The sequence below is a fragment of the Streptomyces sp. HUAS ZL42 genome (genome assembly GCF_040782645.1).
Classification (GTDB): domain Bacteria; phylum Actinomycetota; class Actinomycetes; order Streptomycetales; family Streptomycetaceae; genus Streptomyces.
The window spans coordinates 2,639,411-2,654,017 of sequence record NZ_CP160403.1; the positions used below are offsets into that span (position 1 = coordinate 2,639,411).

A 14,607-nucleotide genomic window follows, 5' to 3' on the forward strand; every position below is an offset into this window, starting at 1 on the left:
AAGTTGAAGGTCGTGCGTATCGACACCACGCCCCGAGGGGAGCCGCATGTGACCGCCAACGACCGCATCGACACCGAAACCGCGCACTCCGCACGGATTTACGACTACATCATCGGCGGCAAGAACCATTACCCGGCGGACCGGGAAGCCGGGGACGCCATGTGCCGGGAGTGGCCCGCTCTGCCCGTCCACATGCGGGCCAACCGCGACTTCATGAACCGCGCCGTGCGCCACCTCGCCCGGGAGGCGGGGATACGGCAGTTCCTCGACATCGGCAGCGGTATCCCCACCTCGCCGAACATCCACGAGATGGCCCAGGAGGCGGCGCCGGACTCCCGGGTCGTCTACGTCGACAACGACCCCCTGGTCCTGACGCTGTCCCGGGAGCTGCTGAACAGCACGCCGGAGGGCCGCACCGCCTACCTGGAGGCGGACATGCTCGATCCGGCGAGCATCCTGGACGCCCCCGAGTTCCGTACGACCATCGACCCGACCAGGCCCGTCGCCCTCACCGTCATCGCGATCGTGCACTTCCTGCTCGACGAACACGACGCCGTCGGCATCGTGCGCCGCCTCCTCGACCCCCTCCCCCCGGGCAGCCACCTGGCGATGTCCATCGGCACCGCCGACTTCGCGCCGGAGGAGGTCGGCCGCGTCGCCCGCGAGTACGCGGCCCGCGGCATGCCGATGCGGCTGCGCACGCTCGCCGAGGCCGGGGAGTTCTTCACGGGCCTCGACCTGGTCGGCCCCGGAATCGTCCAGGTCCACAAGTGGCACCCCGACGGCACGGGCACGGAGGTCGTCCGGGACGAGGACATCGCGATGTACGGGGCTGTGGCGCGCAAGCCTTAGTCAGGGCCTGTCCGGCGGATCATGCCGCAGACGCGGGGCCCGGCACGCACATCCGCCGCGTTGTCGTCGGTCTCCCCCACTCTCGACTCCGCTCGAGCGGGAGGGACCCCCATCGCTCCGCTTCGACTCCCTCCTCCGCCTGGCAGCTGCACGCTCCCCCACGCTCGAACAACCTCGCGCGGGGGCACCCCCATCGCCCCCGCTCACCGGCGCTGCACGGATGCCGCGGCTTCCCAGCGACTTGATCCGCCGGACAGGCCCCGTGGCGCGCGCCGGTCTTGGGACCCGCCGTCGACCAGGGGCGATTGACCGTTCGTCAGTTCGCATCGGAAAACCTTCCCCTTCCGGGCCTCGACGGATCACAATGCGGCAGCGGGAACTCACTCCAAGTGGTTGCTCACTTGACTACCGGCGGTCACACACGATTGGCTCCCGCCCAGCGAGAGCCTCTCGGCCGGTGCACAGCATCCGGCTCCGGCGGCGCTCCCCGTCCTCCTGCTCTGCCGCACAGCGAGGTGCAACGCCCCGATGAACACTCCTCCCCCACCTCCCGCCACCCGCCACACCGTGCGGGTCACGGCCCTGGCTGTCGCCTGTCTCGTCCTGGTCGGCTGCTCCGTCCTGGGCGGTGCGTCGTCCGATTCGGACACGAACGCGGAAACGGTGGGCAAGGCGGGCGGCGACGGACTCAAGGTCGCGCTGATCACCCATGGTGGGAAGGGCGACGCCTTCTGGGAGCTGGTCCGCAAGGGTGCCGAGGCCGCCGCGGCGAAGGACGGCATCGAGTTGACGTACGCGAGCGACGGCGACGCGGCCGGCCAGGCGGAGCTGGTGCGGGAAGCCGTCCGCGACAAGGTGGACGGCCTCGCGGTGACCCTGGCCAAGCCGCAGGCGATGCAGGGCCCGGTCACCGAGGCCAAGAAGGCGGGCATACCCGTCGTCGGCCTCAACTCCGGCATCGACGCGTGGCAGTCCGACGGCCTGCTCGAGTACTTCGGCCAGGACGAGAGCGTCGCGGGCCGGTCCGTCGGCGACAAGCTGAACGACCTCAAGGCCAAGCACGCCCTCTGCGTCATCCACGAGCGCGGCAACGTCGCCCTGGAGGCGCGCTGCGCGGGCGTGAAGAAGACGTTCACCGGCGAGACCGAGATGCTCTACGTGGACGGCACCGACATGGACGCGACGACCGCGGCGGTCGAGGCGAGCCTGGAGCAGGACCCGAGCATCGACGAGGTCGTCACGATGGGCGCGCAGTTCGCGCTCGCGGCCGTGAAGTCGGCGAAGGCCGCGGGCGGCAAGGCCCACGTCGCGACCTTCGACCTCAACAAGGACCTGGTCGAGGCGATCCGGAGCGGCGACGTGCAGTTCGCTGTGGACCAGCAGCCGTACCTGCAGGGCTATCTCGCGGTGGACGCGATCTGGCTGTACCGGACCAACGGCAACATCAGCGGCGGCGGTGTGGCCCCCGTGCTCACCGGCCCGGCGTTCGTCACGAAGTCGAATGTCGCCGCGATCGCGAAGTTCGCCGCCAACGGCACCCGCTGACGGGACGCGTCAGCAGGTGGTGTCACCAAAGATTCGGTTACGCAGGGTCCGTGCGGTCACTTGTACGGATAACATCCTGCGCATCCCTTGTGCCGTACCGGACACGCAGTCACCCCCCGCGCTCGTCCCCCATCCCGGTTCCGCGCTCCCCAACCCCCCGCTGACCCCGCTGATCGCACTAGGACCCCGATGTCTCCACGGACAGGTGCCAGGCGCCGTCTCGGCTCCATACGTCTCTCCCTGATCCTCCTGGCGCTGGTGCCCAGCGTCACGCTCACCGCCATGTGGGGTGTGACGACGATCCAGATGTTCTCGGAGGGGCTACGGCTGCGTGCGCAGACCGAGCTGAGCCGGTCGACCGGTGCCATGGGCACGGAGGCGACGCTCGCGCTGCAGCAGGAGCGCAGTCTGTCGGCCGTCTGGGTCGCCTCGCGGGGCGGTTCCCGGGCCGCCCTGGACGCGCAGCGGAAGAAGACCGACGAGGCGGTGGCGAAGCTGGTCGACAGGGCCGACGCCATCCAGCAGGCGCCCTCCCGCATCAAGGACCGGCTGTACTCGGTCGTCGCCTCGGTGGCCAGCCTCGAGTACTACCGCGGCCAGATCGACAACCCGACCAACATCACCACGGCACAGGCACTGGACCAGTACACGTCGATCATCGACGACCAGATCCACGCCTTCCAGGAGCTGTCCCAGGTCGACGACGGCGACCTCACCTCGCAGGCGGGGCCGCTCGTCGCCCTCGAGCACGCGGCCGAGCTGGTCTCGGAGGAGGACACGCAGCTCACCCTGGCCGGTCCGGCCGGCCACATGGACGAGAAGACGTGGTCCGCCTTCGCCGAGCTGGTGACGGCGCGCCGCTGGGTCGTGCAGGACCAGATCCTCCCCTCGCTGACCGGCGACGCGAAGGCGCAGACCGAAAGGATCCTGCAGAGCCCCGAGTGGCAGACCATCGTGTCGATCGAGAACAAGGTGCTCGCGGCCCGGGCGTCGGCCGGCCACCAGCCGAAGATCGCCCTGCCGGACGTGCAGAAGCAGTGGCGGGCCGCACTGATCAAGGTGTCCGGTGAGTACGAGGCCCTCATCCGGCAGCAGACGACCGCGCTGCTCCAGCGCAGCGCCGACGAATCACGCGCGCTGCTGGTCAAGGCGGCCGCCCTGAGCACGGGCGGGCTCGTCGCGCTGCTGCTGTGCGTCGGCATGTCCTGGCGGATCACCCGCTCCCTGTCCCGCCGGCTGCGCGGCCTGCGGATGGCCACGCTCGGCCTGGCGCAGGAGCGGCTGCCCGATGTGGTCGCCCGCCTCGACCGGGGCGAGAAGGTCGACGTCGAGTCGGCGACGCCGCCGCTGGACTACGGGCACGACGAACTCGGCCAGGTGGCGAAGGCGTTCAACACCGCCCAGCGTACGGCCGTGCACACCGCCGTCGAACTCGCCGACACCCGGCGCGGCTTCCAGAAGGTGATCCTGGGCATCGCCCGGCAGAGCCAGAACCTGGTCAACCTGCAGCTGAGCAAGCTCGACGCGCTGGAGCGCGAGCACCAGGACCCCGATGTGCTCAAGGGCCTGTACGAACTGGACTCCACCGCGAGCCAGTTGCGCCGCTACGAGGAGAACCTCGTCATCATCAGCGGCGAGCGCCCCGGCCGCAGCTGGAGCGAACCGGTCGCGCTGATCGACATCCTGCGCAGCGCCGTCGGCGAGGTCGCCGAGTACCAGCGGGTGGAGGTGCACACCGAGGAGGAGGTGTCTCTCGCCCCGCCCGCGGTGGCGGACGTGATCCATCTGCTGGCCGAGCTCATCGACAACGCGACCGCGTACTCCCCGGCGCCCAGCCCGGTGGGGGTGCGGGCCGCGATGGTCGCCAAGGGCCTGGCCATCGAGATCGAGGACCGCGGCCTGGGACTGTCCGAGGAGGACTACGCCTCGTTCAACGCCCAGTTGGCGGTGGAGCCGAAGTTCGACGTGGTGGCCCTGGCGGACGACCTCCGGCTCGGTATGTTCGTGATCGCCCGCCTCGCCACCCGGCACGGCATCGCGGTGACGCTGCGCCCCTCGCCGTACGGCGGGACCACGGCGATCGTGCTGATCCCGCACGAGATCGTGGTCCGGGACGCGCCCGCGACGACCTCCGGCGCCATGACCTCGAAGACGCTCGACTCCTCCGCAGCGACGGCCCCCGGTGCCCCCGCGCTCACGGCCGACGAGCCCGACGCCGAACCGCCCGCCCGGGAGTCCCGACCGGCCGTCCCCGCCCGGACGTCCGCCGTCGTCCCCGCCCCCGCTGCCCGGCCATGGGTGTCCCCCGGCTCGAGCGGAGCCGAGAGTGGGGGAGGGCTCACCCCGCTGCCCCGTCGCGTGCCGCAGACCAGCCTGGTCGCCGAGCTGCGTGAGGAGGTGGCGCCCGCCAAGGAGGACGACTTCCTCGACGAGTTCACCGCGGAGCGTGCGGCCTCCTCCCTCGCCGGATTCCAGCGCGGCACGTTCCAGGCCCGTGACGACGACGCATCCGACGACGGCGCATACGACGCGGAGGAGGTGCCCGCGCCTCGGGAGCCGGGACCGCCCCTCCGCGCCGCCGACGCGTCCCAGACCCCGACACCGCCCGCCGACAGCTGATGAAGGACACTGCCATGACACGCCCCATCCCCGCCACGAACACCCAGCTCGACCAGCTGCTGACCGGACTCGTGGACCGGGTCGCCGACGTGAACCAGGCCGTCGTGCTCTCCGACGACGGCCTGGTGGTCAGCAAGTCCACCGGTTTCCTGCGCGACGACGCCGAACGTCTCGCAGCGACCGCGTCCGGTCTGATGAGCCTCAGCAAGGGCGTGAGCATGGACTTCCGGGGCGGCCCGGTGCGTCAGGCGCTCATCGAGATGGCCAACAGCTATCTGATCCTCACCGCGGCGGGGCCGGGTGCGCACCTCGTCGTGCTCACGGGGCCGAGCGCGGACGTCGGCGTGGTGGCGTACCAGATGAACATGCTGGTGAAGAAGATCGGCGAGCATCTCAGCGCGGCGCCGCGGGCCGGTATCGGCCCCGCCGTCCGCAACGGCGAGTGAGGTGAGCGGAGGCGACGCGGGGGGCCGGCTCGTACGGCCGTTCACGCTCACCGGTGGACGGACCAGGCCCAGTCGCTCCGACTTCACCCTCATCACCACGGTGACCGCGGTCGATCCGCCGCCCGTCATGGTCGCGCGGCCGCAACCCGAGCAGGTACGGCTGCTGCGGCTGTGTGCCGAGCCGGTCGCGGTGGCGGAACTCGCCGCGCATCTCGACCTTCCGGTGAGCGTGGTCGTGATCATGCTCTGCGATCTGCTGGAGGCGGGCCTGATCACGGTCCGCGCGCCGCACCCCGTTTCCCCCGGTGCACCCGAGCTGGACCTGTTGCAGAAAGTGAGGGATGGCCTTGGCCGGCTCTGACCCCACCACCGCACCCGACACGGTCAAGATCCTCGTCGCCGGGGGATTCGGCGTCGGCAAGACCACGATGGTCGGCTCGGTGAGCGAGATCGCTCCGCTGCGCACGGAGGAGCCGCTGACCGCCGCCGGCCTGGGCGTCGACGACCTCGACGGCATCGAGGAGAAGCGGGCCACCACGGTGGCCCTGGACTTCGGCCGTATCACGATCGGCGACGACCTGGTGCTGTACCTGTTCGGCACGCCCGGCCAGCAGCGGTTCTGGTTCATGTGGAACGACCTGGCCATCGGTGCCCTGGGTGCGGTGGTCCTGATCGACGTCCGCAGGCCGGAGTCCAGTTTCGCCGCGATCGACTTCTTCGAACGCCGGCACATCCCCTTCGTCGTCGGCGTCAACGGCTTCCACGGGCGGCACCCCTATACGCCGGAGGAGATCCAGGACGCCCTGGCGCTGCCGGAGAGTGTGCCGGTGCTGCTGTGCGACGCGCGGGAGCGGGAGTCGTCCCGGGACGTGCTGATCGCCCTGATCGACCGGGTGATCGCCGCCGCGAGTGGAGGCGGTCGGCTCGCTCGACCGGGCCGGTGAGGGGTTCGGGGCGGATTCACACAGGCGGGGCACAGCGAGCGCGAAGGTGAACGTCGGAAACCCGCCAAGCCCGACCGTGCGATTGACGCACACGCGTCACATCCCTACCTTCTGACCGATCTACCGAACTTAGTTCGATATATCGACCCACTCTTCCACTCTTCCACGAGTACGTCACCCGCACCCTTGCTGGAGAGCACATGACCCCCCAACCGCTCCCCTCCCGCCGTCTGTTCCTCGGCATGGCGGCGACCGTGCCGCTGGCCGCGACCGGCGCGCTGACGCTCGGCGCCGGATCCGCCTACGCCGCCGACTCGGCGTACGTCATGGGGTACTTCACCGAATCGACCAACCTCGGCGACGGCACCGACTACGGCCTCCATCTGGCCGTCAGCACGGACGGGCTGCGCTGGATGCCGCTGAACCAGAACAACCCCGTGGTCACGCCCACCGAGGGCGCCGGCGGTCTGCGCGACCCGTTCATCCTGCACAAGCAGGACGGGACGTTCGTGGTGCTCGCCACCGACCTCAAGGGCACCGACTGGAACTACAACAGCCAGTACATCCACGTCTGGAACTCGACCGACCTGCGCACCTTCACCGGCTACCACCGGCTGAAGCTGCACGACATGACCACCCACAGCTGGGCCCCGGAGGCCTTCTGGGACGCGGGCCGCGGGCAGTACGCGATCATCTACTCGTCGGTCAACTCCAGCGGTCACAACGTGATCATGGTCAACTACACCACCGACTTCGTCACGGTCTCGGCGCCCCAGGTGTTCTTCGACCCCGGGTACGACGTGATCGACGGCGACATGACGGTGGGTGTGAACGGCGTCAACTACCTCTACTTCAAGAAGGACCAGACGCTGGTGGGCGCCCGTTCCACCTCCCTCAACCCGGGCAGCTTCACGCCGTTCAGCACGGGCGTGGCGCACGGCGGCACCGAGGCCCCGACCGTCGTCAAGTCCCTGACGTCCAGCACCTACTGGCTCTGGGGAGACACGTACACACCCAACGGCGTCTTCTACGCCTGGCAGACCACCGACCTGTCGGCCGGCACCTGGACCGCCCTCGACCAGCGGACGTACACCCAGCCTGTCAACTCCAAGCACTGCGGCATCACGACGATCACCACGACCCAGTACAACGACCTCGTCGCCAAGTGGGGCGCCCCCACCTGGAACCGGCTGAAGTCCTACAACTTCCCGGCCCGTTACGTCCGCCACTCCAACTACGCGGGCCGCATCGACGAGTACCCCATCGAGCCGTACAAGGACTCGCTGTGGAAGCTGGTGCCCGGACTCGCGGACAGCTCCGGCGTCTCCTTCCAGTCGGTCAACTTCCCGACCCGCTACCTGCGGCACTACAACTACGCGCTGCAGCTGGACGTGAACGACGGCACGTCGACGTTCGCCGCGGACGCCACGTTCTACAGGACCGCGGGCCTGGCCGACACCTCCTGGTCGTCGTTCCGGTCGTACAACTTCCCGACCCGCTACATCCGCCACTCGAACTACGCCCTGCGCATCGACCCGATCTCGACGACCACCGAGAAGCAGGACGCGACGTTCTACGTCGGCTACTGAGCCGGAGTTCCTCGAGGACGACGACGCGGGTGCCCCCTCCCGGAGGGGGCACCCGCGTCCGTTCGTGTCGTGTGTCCAGGGCGCGGACGTCAGCCCAGGCCGACCGACTTCAGCCAGGCCTTGGCGACGTCGAGCGGGTCCTTGTTGTCGAGCTGCACCTGGGAGTCCAGGTCGAGCAGCGCCTTCGTGTCCAGCTTGGCCGAGACCGCGTTGAGCGCGGCGACGCCCTCCTGGGAGAGCGCGCTCTTGTACACGAGCGGCTGCACGTTCTCGAATCCGAAGAGGTTCTCCGGGTCCTGCAGAACGACGAACTTCTCCTTCTCGATCGTCGGGTCCGTGGTGAAGATGTCCGCGACCTGCACGGTGTTCTTCTTCAGCGCCGCCTGGGTCAGCGGACCGCCGGCGTCCAGTGCCTTGAAGGACTTGAACTCCAGGCCGTACACCGACTTCAGGCCCAGCAGGCCCTGCTGCCGGGTCTGGAACTCCGGCGAGGCGCCGATGACCAGGTCCTTCGCGATGTCCTTGAGGTCCCCGATGCTGGACTCGGAGGTCAGGTTGTACTTCTTCGCGGTCTCGGCGTTGACCGTGACGGAGTCCTTGTCCTGCGCGGACGCCGGCTCGAGCAGCTCCAGCTCGGAGTCGAGCTTGGCGTTGATCGCGGCGGTCGTCGCCTCGACCGTCTTCGGCGCGGCCTTCTTGTCGAGGTAGGCCAGCAGCGCGCCGTTGTACTCCGGCAGGACGGTGATCGAGCCGTTCTTCAGCAGACCGTAGGTCGTCTCGCGGCTGCCGATGTTGGGCTTGTAGGTGACCTTGATGCCCTTGGCCTTCAGGGCCTCGCCGTAGATGTCGGCGATCAGGATGCTCTCGGCGAAGTTGTTGGAGCCCACGACGACGGTCTTGCCGTCCGCCTTGCCTCCCGAGAGCGGGTCTTCGGACGTGTTGTCGGAGGAGGAACAGCCCGCCAGCAGGGCCGTCGTCGCGGCGAGCGCGACGGCCGCCGCGCCAGAGTGGTTCCGGATGGACCTGCGGGTGTGGGCGGTATAAGTCACGATTCCCGTTCCGCTCTTGGGGTTGTGTTGAGGAGAACTCCGGCTCGAACAAGGACAACTCTGGCCTGATCCAATCCAGGGCCCTTTCGGTCAGTCAAGGGCGGCCAGGTCACCGATTGGCCTCGATCCGTGCGTAGGGGGAAGCTAGTTGCTCCTGCGCACCCCCGCCGACACCGCGACCCGGCCCACCGCCCAGAACACCGCCAGCGTCGCGAGGGCCATGGCGGCCACCAGGGTCGCGCCGCCCACCACCTTCTCGTAGTTGCGCTGGTAGAGGCCGTCGACGATGTAGCGGCCGAGGCCGCCGAGGCTGACGTACGCGGCGATGGTGGCCGTGGAGACGATCTGGATGGCGGCCGAGCGCAGGCCGCTGAGGATCAGCGGGAGCGCCGCCGGCAGTTCGACCTGGAACAGCACCCCGGCCTCACTCATGCCCATCCCCCGCGCGGCGTCCACCGGCGACGGGTCAACGGAGCGCATCGCCTCGTAGGTGGTCACCAGGATCGGCGGGACGGCGAGGACGACCAGCGGGATCATCACGTTCACCAGGCCGAACCCCAGGAGCAGGGTCATCAGCACCAGCAGGCCGAAGGTGGGCAGGGCCCGCCCGGCGGTGGCGATCAGGGACAGGACGTTGCCGCCGCGCCCGTAGTGACCGGTGAGCAGGCCGACCGGCAGCCCGATCGCGGCGGCCAGGGCGAGCGCTTCCAGGGTGTACCGGGCGTGTTCCGCCACACGCGTGGGGACACCGTCGTAGCCGTGCCAGTGGGCACTGTCGCCGAAGAACGCGCTGATGAAGTGGAGCAGGTTCACCGGGCTGCGTCCTCCAAGGCTGCTGCGACCGGCTCGGGCCGGCCGGCCTTCGGTTCGGTGCCCGCCCGGCGCGGCATCCACGGCGTCAGCAGGCGGCGTACGCCGACCAGCAGGCCGTCCGTGAGCATTGCCAGGACGGCCATGGTGAGCACGGCGTTCACGGCGAGTTCGGGCCGGTTGTAGATGTTGGCGTCGTTGAGCAGGTTGCCGAGGGCGCCCTGGTTGCCGATGAGGGTGCCGACGCTGACAAGTGAGATGCTCGAAACGGTCGCCACGCGCAACCCGGCGATGATCGCGGGCACCGCGATCGGCAATTGGACCTGGACGTAACGGCGTACGGGCCCGAAGCCCATGGCCGTCGCGGCGGCAAGGGTCTCCTGCGGAACCGAGCGGACGCCGTCGACGATCGCCGGGACCAGGACGACGAGGCTGTAGACGGTGAGCGGGATCATGACCGTGAGCTCGGTCTGGCCGGTGTAGTCGATGAGGAGGACGAAGAAGGCCAGCGAGGGGATGGCGTACAGCACGGTCGTCACCCACAGCACCGGCGGGTACAGCCAGCGGAAGCGCACGCACAGCTGGGCCAGCGGCAGCGAGATCACCAGCCCGGCCAGCACCGGCAGCAGAGCCTCCCGCAGATGCAGTCCGATCAGGCCGAGCCAGCTGTGCTGGAGGTCGCTGGGGATGTCGAAGAAGCCGCTCATCCGGCCACCTTGGCGTCCGTACGTCCGTCTGCGTGGGCGCCGCGGATGGCCTCGCCGATGGTCTGCTGCGAGATCACGCCCGTCGCCCTGCCGTCCCCGTCCACCGCGACGGCCCACCCCGTGGGTGAGAGGACGGCGCAGTCGAGGGCGGCCCGCAGCGAGTCCCTGCCGGGCACGAACGGCCGCCCGTGCGGAAGGAGCCGGTCCGCCGCGATCTCCCCCGCCGTCAGGTCGCGCGGCTCGGACCAGCCGAGGGGCCTGCCCTCGGCATCCGTGACGAGGAGGTAGGGCACGTCGGGGCCGCCGCGCGCGGCGATCTGCTCGGCGGAGGCGTCGACGGCGACGATCGGGGAGGTCAGCAACTCCAGCCCGGCGGCCGGGAAGAAGGACAGCCGCCGGATGCCGCGGTCCGCACCGAGGAAATCCTCCACGAACTCGTCCGCGGGATCGGACAGCAGCTCGGCGGGCGGCGCGAACTGGGCGAGGTGGCCGCCGACGCGCATCACGGCGACCATCGTGCCCAGCTTCACCGCCTCGTCGATGTCATGCGTCACGAAGACGATGGTCTTGCCCAACTCCTCCTGGATTCTGAGGAGTTCGTCCTGCAGTCCCTTGCGCACGATGGGGTCGACGGCCGAGAACGGCTCGTCCATCAGCAGCACCGGCGGATCCGCGGCGAGGGCCCGCGCCACGCCCACGCGCTGCTGCTGGCCGCCGGACAACTGGTAGGGGTACCGCTTGGCGAGCGAGGCGTCGAGGCCCACCCGCTCCATCAGCTCCGCGGCCCGGGCGCGGGCCTTGTCCTTGCTCCAGCCGAGCAGGCGGGGCACGGTGGCGATGTTGTCGACGATCGTGCGGTGCTGGAAGAGCCCGGCGTTCTGGATGACGTAACCCATCGACCGGCGCAGGGTGTTGACCGGCTGCTGCTGGATGTCCTTGCCGTCGAGGAGGATGGTGCCCTCGCTCGGCTCGATCATCCGGTTGATCATGCGCAGGGTCGTCGTCTTGCCGCAGCCCGACGGACCGACGAGGACGGTTATCGAGCGGTCCGGTATCTCGAGGGAGAGCCGGTCGACCGCGACCGTGCCGTCCGGGTACCGTTTCGTGACTGAATCTATCCGTATCAAAACGCCGAACACCCTTCGGGTCGGGCAGAGTCCGGCCCGCTCTCCCGGCCGTCGTCAGCGGGCCGTTGCGGGGAGAGTCTAGACCTGTCGTGCTGCGGGCCTTCCGATGGACGAAACGGGGCCTGACTGGACCGTCACCACATCAGCAGCCCTCCGCCGAGACGCTGTGCGTAGTGCGCGCTCGCCTCGACGCCGTTCAGGCGGCCGGTGATGTGGAGCGCGCCGACCCGGCGGATCGTCTGCGATCCCCACACCCCGGTACGCCACGACTCCGGTCCGGCCAGGTCCACACCGTCGGGCCGGCCGTCCTTCTCCCCGACCAGGATGTCGATGTCGCCGTCGTCCCGTGAGAGGACGACCTCGCTCGTCAGACTCATGACCGCAGTGGATCACGCGGACTTCGCACCGGTCCAAGCGTTTTCGCCGCTCCCGACGCGCCGCACCCTGGGAGTCCGCACCGCCTCCGCTGTGCACAAGCTGTGAGTCCGCTGATTCTCACCCTCCCCTCAGAAGCGGCTCAGAGATCCCCCAGACACGCCCCCGATCGTCACTGCCATGAGCGAAACGAACGCGGGAGGCGCCCGGCAGCGGTCGGTCGAGACCGTGGCGCCGGTCCACAACGCGGCACACGGCTTCCTGCCGCTGAAGTTCGGCCTCGCCGCCTGCTTCTCCGACGCACAGCGCGGCTTCGAGGCCGTACGCGCCGACGTCTTCCGGTCCCTGGCCGTACATCGAGGACACCGCCCCGCAGGTGCCCTCCGCCCGTAACACCACCGCCGACGTCCTGCCCATCGGGGCGAACACCCACCTGGAGTACACGTCATGACGACCCTCGCCCCACCCCCCGCGCCCGTCCAGGACGACGCGTCCCGGCACCGGGCCGAACCTCCGGCCGACGGCGGCCTCGCAGCCCGTACGCGGAGACTGTTCACCGGCGCCCCCGAGGACCCGCGCTGGGCCCGCCCCGCCCTGTGCGCGGTCCTGGTCCTGGCCACGGCCCTGTACGCCTGGAACCTCTCCTCGATCACCGGCAACACCTTCTACAACGCGGCCGTCTACAGCGGCACCAAGAGCTGGAAGGCGTTCTTCTTCGGCGCCCTCGACTCCGGCAGCTTCATCACCGTCGACAAACCGCCGTTCGCGCTGTGGGTGATGGGCCTGTCCGCCCGCGTCTTCGGGTACGGCACCTGGCAGTTGATGCTGCCGATGGTCGCGGCCGGCACGGGCACGGTGGCCCTGCTGTACCGGATGGTCAAGCGGGACTTCGGCCCCGTGGCGGGCATCGTCTCCGCCCTCGCGCTGACCCTCACCCCGATCACCGTCGCCATCAACCGGGACACCAACCCGGACCCGATCCTCGTCTTCCTGATGCTGCTGGGCGCGGCCGCGCTGATGAAGGCCGTGCGCAGCGGCCGGCTGATGCCGCTGGTGTGGTCCGGGGTCGCGATCGGCTTCGCGTTCAACACGAAGATGATGCAGGCGTACGTCGTCCTGCCCGCGTTCTTCCTGGTCTACCTGTGGGCCGCTCGGGGCAGTCTGGGCCGGCGCATCCGCAACCTGGCCGTCGGCACGGTCGCCCTGGTGGTCTCCAGCGCCTGGTGGATGGTGGTCGTCGACCTGATCCCCGCCTCCTCCCGCCCCTACATCGGCGGCTCGACCGACAACACGGTCTGGGACCTGGTCATCGGCTACAACGGCTTCGGCCGGATCTTCGGGGCGAGTTCGTCGGTGGGCTCGCAGGGCAACGGCGCCGACTTCGGCGGCGACGCGGGCCTGTACCGGATGTTCAACGACATCATGGGCGGCCAGATCTCCTGGCTGATCCCGTTCGCGCTGATCGCCCTGATCGCGGGTCTGGTCCTGCGCGGACGCGCTCCCCGTACCGACGACAAGCGCGCGGCCCTGCTGCTGTGGGGCGGCTGGTTCGTCTTCCACTACCTGACCTTCGCCCTCGCCGAGGGCACCTTCCACCCGTACTACGTCACCGCCATGGCCCCGGGCATCGCGGCCCTGGCCGGTGCGGGCGGCGTGATGCTGTACCGCGCCTTCCGGGACGGTTCGGCGGCGATGTGGGGCTGGGTGCTGCCGGCCGCCGTCGCGGCGAGCACGGTCTGGGCGGTCGTCCTGCTCCAGCGGGTCTCCGGCTCCGGGACGCTGTACACGGTCGCCGAGGTGGTGGCCGGGGTCGCGGGTGCGGCGGCGGTGCTCGGGCTGCTGATCGGACGGTTCACGAAGAGGCAGCGGCTGATCGGGATCGCCTCGCTCGCGGCGATCGTCGCCCTGCTGGCCGGTCCGGCCGCGTACTCGGTGTCGGCGGCCACGTCGACCACCAACGGCACGAACCCGACGGCCGGCCCGAACACCGGGGGCATGGGCGGCGGCGGCCAGCGCCCGAGCGGCAACGGCGGCCCGGACGGCGGCGACGGCACGAGCGGTTCCGGCAACCCGGGCAGCTCCAGCAGCCAGTCGACAGGGCAATCCCAGTCCGGCAGCGGCTCCTCTTCGTCGTCCTCGTCCTCCTCGTCGAGCGAGTCCGAGTCCGGTACGCAGCAGCGCGCCGGCGGCATGGGCGGTGGCACCCAGGTCTCCTCCGAGATGATCACGTATCTGAAGAAGAACCAGGACGGCGCCGCCTGGCTCGTCGCGGTCGCCACCGACCAGACCGCGTCCTCGATCATTCTGGAGTCCGGCGAGCCCGTCATCTCCATGGGCGGCTGGTCCGGCAGCGACAACGCCATGACCCTCGCCAAGCTCAAGAGCCTGGTGAAGGCGGGCAAGCTCCACTACATCGTCGTCAGCGACAGCGGACAGGGCTCGAACTCCGAGATCACCAGCTGGGTCGAGGAGAACGGCACGGCCGTGAGCGACTACAGCGGCCTGTATCGCCTGGACGCCTCCGACGTCAGCTGAGAACTCCCG

At 69.7% G+C, this 14,607-nt stretch carries 14 protein-coding genes; 9 read left to right on the forward strand and 5 right to left on the reverse strand.

All coding sequences use genetic code 11. The annotated features are described in order from the left end of the window. The first annotated feature begins 48 nt into the window (after positions 1–48). From ABZO29_RS12150 to ABZO29_RS12180, 7 genes are all read left to right on the forward strand, one after another. A complete protein-coding gene (locus ABZO29_RS12150; protein WP_367320185.1) occupies positions 49–852 on the forward strand; it encodes an SAM-dependent methyltransferase in 804 nt (267 codons plus the stop codon). A gap of 528 nt (positions 853–1,380) precedes the next feature. After that, positions 1,381–2,397, forward strand: coding sequence for a substrate-binding domain-containing protein (locus ABZO29_RS12155; RefSeq protein ID WP_367320186.1), 1,017 nt, complete (start codon positions 1,381–1,383; stop codon positions 2,395–2,397). Positions 2,398–2,586: 189 nt separating this feature from the next. Beyond that, complete coding sequence (locus tag ABZO29_RS12160) at positions 2,587–5,016, forward strand: nitrate- and nitrite sensing domain-containing protein (RefSeq protein WP_367320187.1); 2,430 nt, start codon at positions 2,587–2,589, stop codon at positions 5,014–5,016. Between the two features lie 14 nt (positions 5,017–5,030). Continuing rightward, the gene (locus tag ABZO29_RS12165) at positions 5,031–5,462 is read left to right on the forward strand and encodes a roadblock/LC7 domain-containing protein (protein WP_367320188.1); all 432 of its coding nucleotides are present in this window, start codon (positions 5,031–5,033) and stop codon (positions 5,460–5,462) included. A gap of 1 nt (position 5,463) precedes the next feature. Beyond that, the gene (locus ABZO29_RS12170) at positions 5,464–5,823 is read left to right on the forward strand and encodes a DUF742 domain-containing protein (RefSeq protein ID WP_367320189.1); all 360 of its coding nucleotides are present in this window, start codon (positions 5,464–5,466) and stop codon (positions 5,821–5,823) included. Next, entirely contained in the window at positions 5,810–6,406 is a 597-nt protein-coding gene (locus ABZO29_RS12175) for an ATP/GTP-binding protein (RefSeq protein WP_367320190.1), read from the forward strand. The genes ABZO29_RS12170 and ABZO29_RS12175 overlap by 14 nt, the downstream gene beginning before the upstream one ends. A 200-nt stretch (positions 6,407–6,606) precedes the next feature. Next, the gene (locus tag ABZO29_RS12180; RefSeq protein WP_367320191.1) at positions 6,607–7,995 is read left to right on the forward strand and encodes a glycoside hydrolase family 43 protein; all 1,389 of its coding nucleotides are present in this window, start codon (positions 6,607–6,609) and stop codon (positions 7,993–7,995) included. A gap of 89 nt (positions 7,996–8,084) precedes the next feature. Here the strand turns inward: ABZO29_RS12180 and ABZO29_RS12185 are convergent, their stop codons facing one another. The 5 genes from ABZO29_RS12185 to ABZO29_RS12205 form a co-directional block, all read right to left on the reverse strand. Further along, entirely contained in the window at positions 8,085–9,044 is a 960-nt protein-coding gene (locus ABZO29_RS12185) for an ABC transporter substrate-binding protein (protein ID WP_367320192.1), read from the reverse strand. A 144-nt stretch (positions 9,045–9,188) separates the two neighbouring features. Further along, positions 9,189–9,857: an ABC transporter permease gene (locus tag ABZO29_RS12190; RefSeq protein ID WP_367320193.1), complete on the reverse strand. Its 669-nt coding sequence runs from the start codon at positions 9,855–9,857 to the stop codon at positions 9,189–9,191. Beyond that, a complete protein-coding gene (locus ABZO29_RS12195; RefSeq protein ID WP_367320194.1) occupies positions 9,854–10,561 on the reverse strand; it encodes an ABC transporter permease in 708 nt (235 codons plus the stop codon). The genes ABZO29_RS12190 and ABZO29_RS12195 overlap by 4 nt, the downstream gene beginning before the upstream one ends. Next, positions 10,558–11,688: an ABC transporter ATP-binding protein gene (locus ABZO29_RS12200; RefSeq protein WP_367320195.1), complete on the reverse strand. Its 1,131-nt coding sequence runs from the start codon at positions 11,686–11,688 to the stop codon at positions 10,558–10,560. The genes ABZO29_RS12195 and ABZO29_RS12200 overlap by 4 nt, the downstream gene beginning before the upstream one ends. Positions 11,689–11,822: 134 nt before the next feature. Beyond that, positions 11,823–12,065: a hypothetical protein gene (locus ABZO29_RS12205; protein ID WP_367320196.1), complete on the reverse strand. Its 243-nt coding sequence runs from the start codon at positions 12,063–12,065 to the stop codon at positions 11,823–11,825. Between the two features lie 178 nt (positions 12,066–12,243). Between ABZO29_RS12205 and ABZO29_RS12210 the strand changes: the two genes are divergently transcribed. Together ABZO29_RS12210 and ABZO29_RS12215 are read left to right on the forward strand one after the other, a co-directional pair. Beyond that, the gene (locus tag ABZO29_RS12210) at positions 12,244–12,456 is read left to right on the forward strand and encodes a hypothetical protein (RefSeq protein ID WP_367320197.1); all 213 of its coding nucleotides are present in this window, start codon (positions 12,244–12,246) and stop codon (positions 12,454–12,456) included. A gap of 54 nt (positions 12,457–12,510) precedes the next feature. Further along, positions 12,511–14,598 (forward strand): ArnT family glycosyltransferase, encoded by a 2,088-nt coding sequence (locus tag ABZO29_RS12215; protein ID WP_367320198.1) that lies wholly within the window; start codon positions 12,511–12,513, stop codon positions 14,596–14,598. Positions 14,599–14,607 lie beyond the last annotated feature (9 nt).

What these genes read in the sequence shown, in the direction of transcription:
- ABZO29_RS12180 (WP_367320191.1), top strand. Translation starts at nt 6,607, where the DNA reads ATGACCCCCCAACCGCTCCCCTCCCGCCGTCTGTTCCTCGGCATGGCG.
- ABZO29_RS12210 (WP_367320197.1), top strand. Translation starts at nt 12,244, where the DNA reads ATGAGCGAAACGAACGCGGGAGGCGCCCGGCAGCGGTCGGTCGAGACC.
- ABZO29_RS12165 (WP_367320188.1), top strand. Translation starts at nt 5,031, where the DNA reads ATGACACGCCCCATCCCCGCCACGAACACCCAGCTCGACCAGCTGCTG.
- ABZO29_RS12195 (WP_367320194.1), bottom strand. Translation starts at nt 10,561, where the DNA reads ATGAGCGGCTTCTTCGACATCCCCAGCGACCTCCAGCACAGCTGGCTC.
- ABZO29_RS12205 (WP_367320196.1), bottom strand. Translation starts at nt 12,065, where the DNA reads ATGAGTCTGACGAGCGAGGTCGTCCTCTCACGGGACGACGGCGACATC.
- ABZO29_RS12215 (WP_367320198.1), top strand. Translation starts at nt 12,511, where the DNA reads ATGACGACCCTCGCCCCACCCCCCGCGCCCGTCCAGGACGACGCGTCC.
- ABZO29_RS12155 (WP_367320186.1), top strand. Translation starts at nt 1,381, where the DNA reads ATGAACACTCCTCCCCCACCTCCCGCCACCCGCCACACCGTGCGGGTC.
- ABZO29_RS12160 (WP_367320187.1), top strand. Translation starts at nt 2,587, where the DNA reads ATGTCTCCACGGACAGGTGCCAGGCGCCGTCTCGGCTCCATACGTCTC.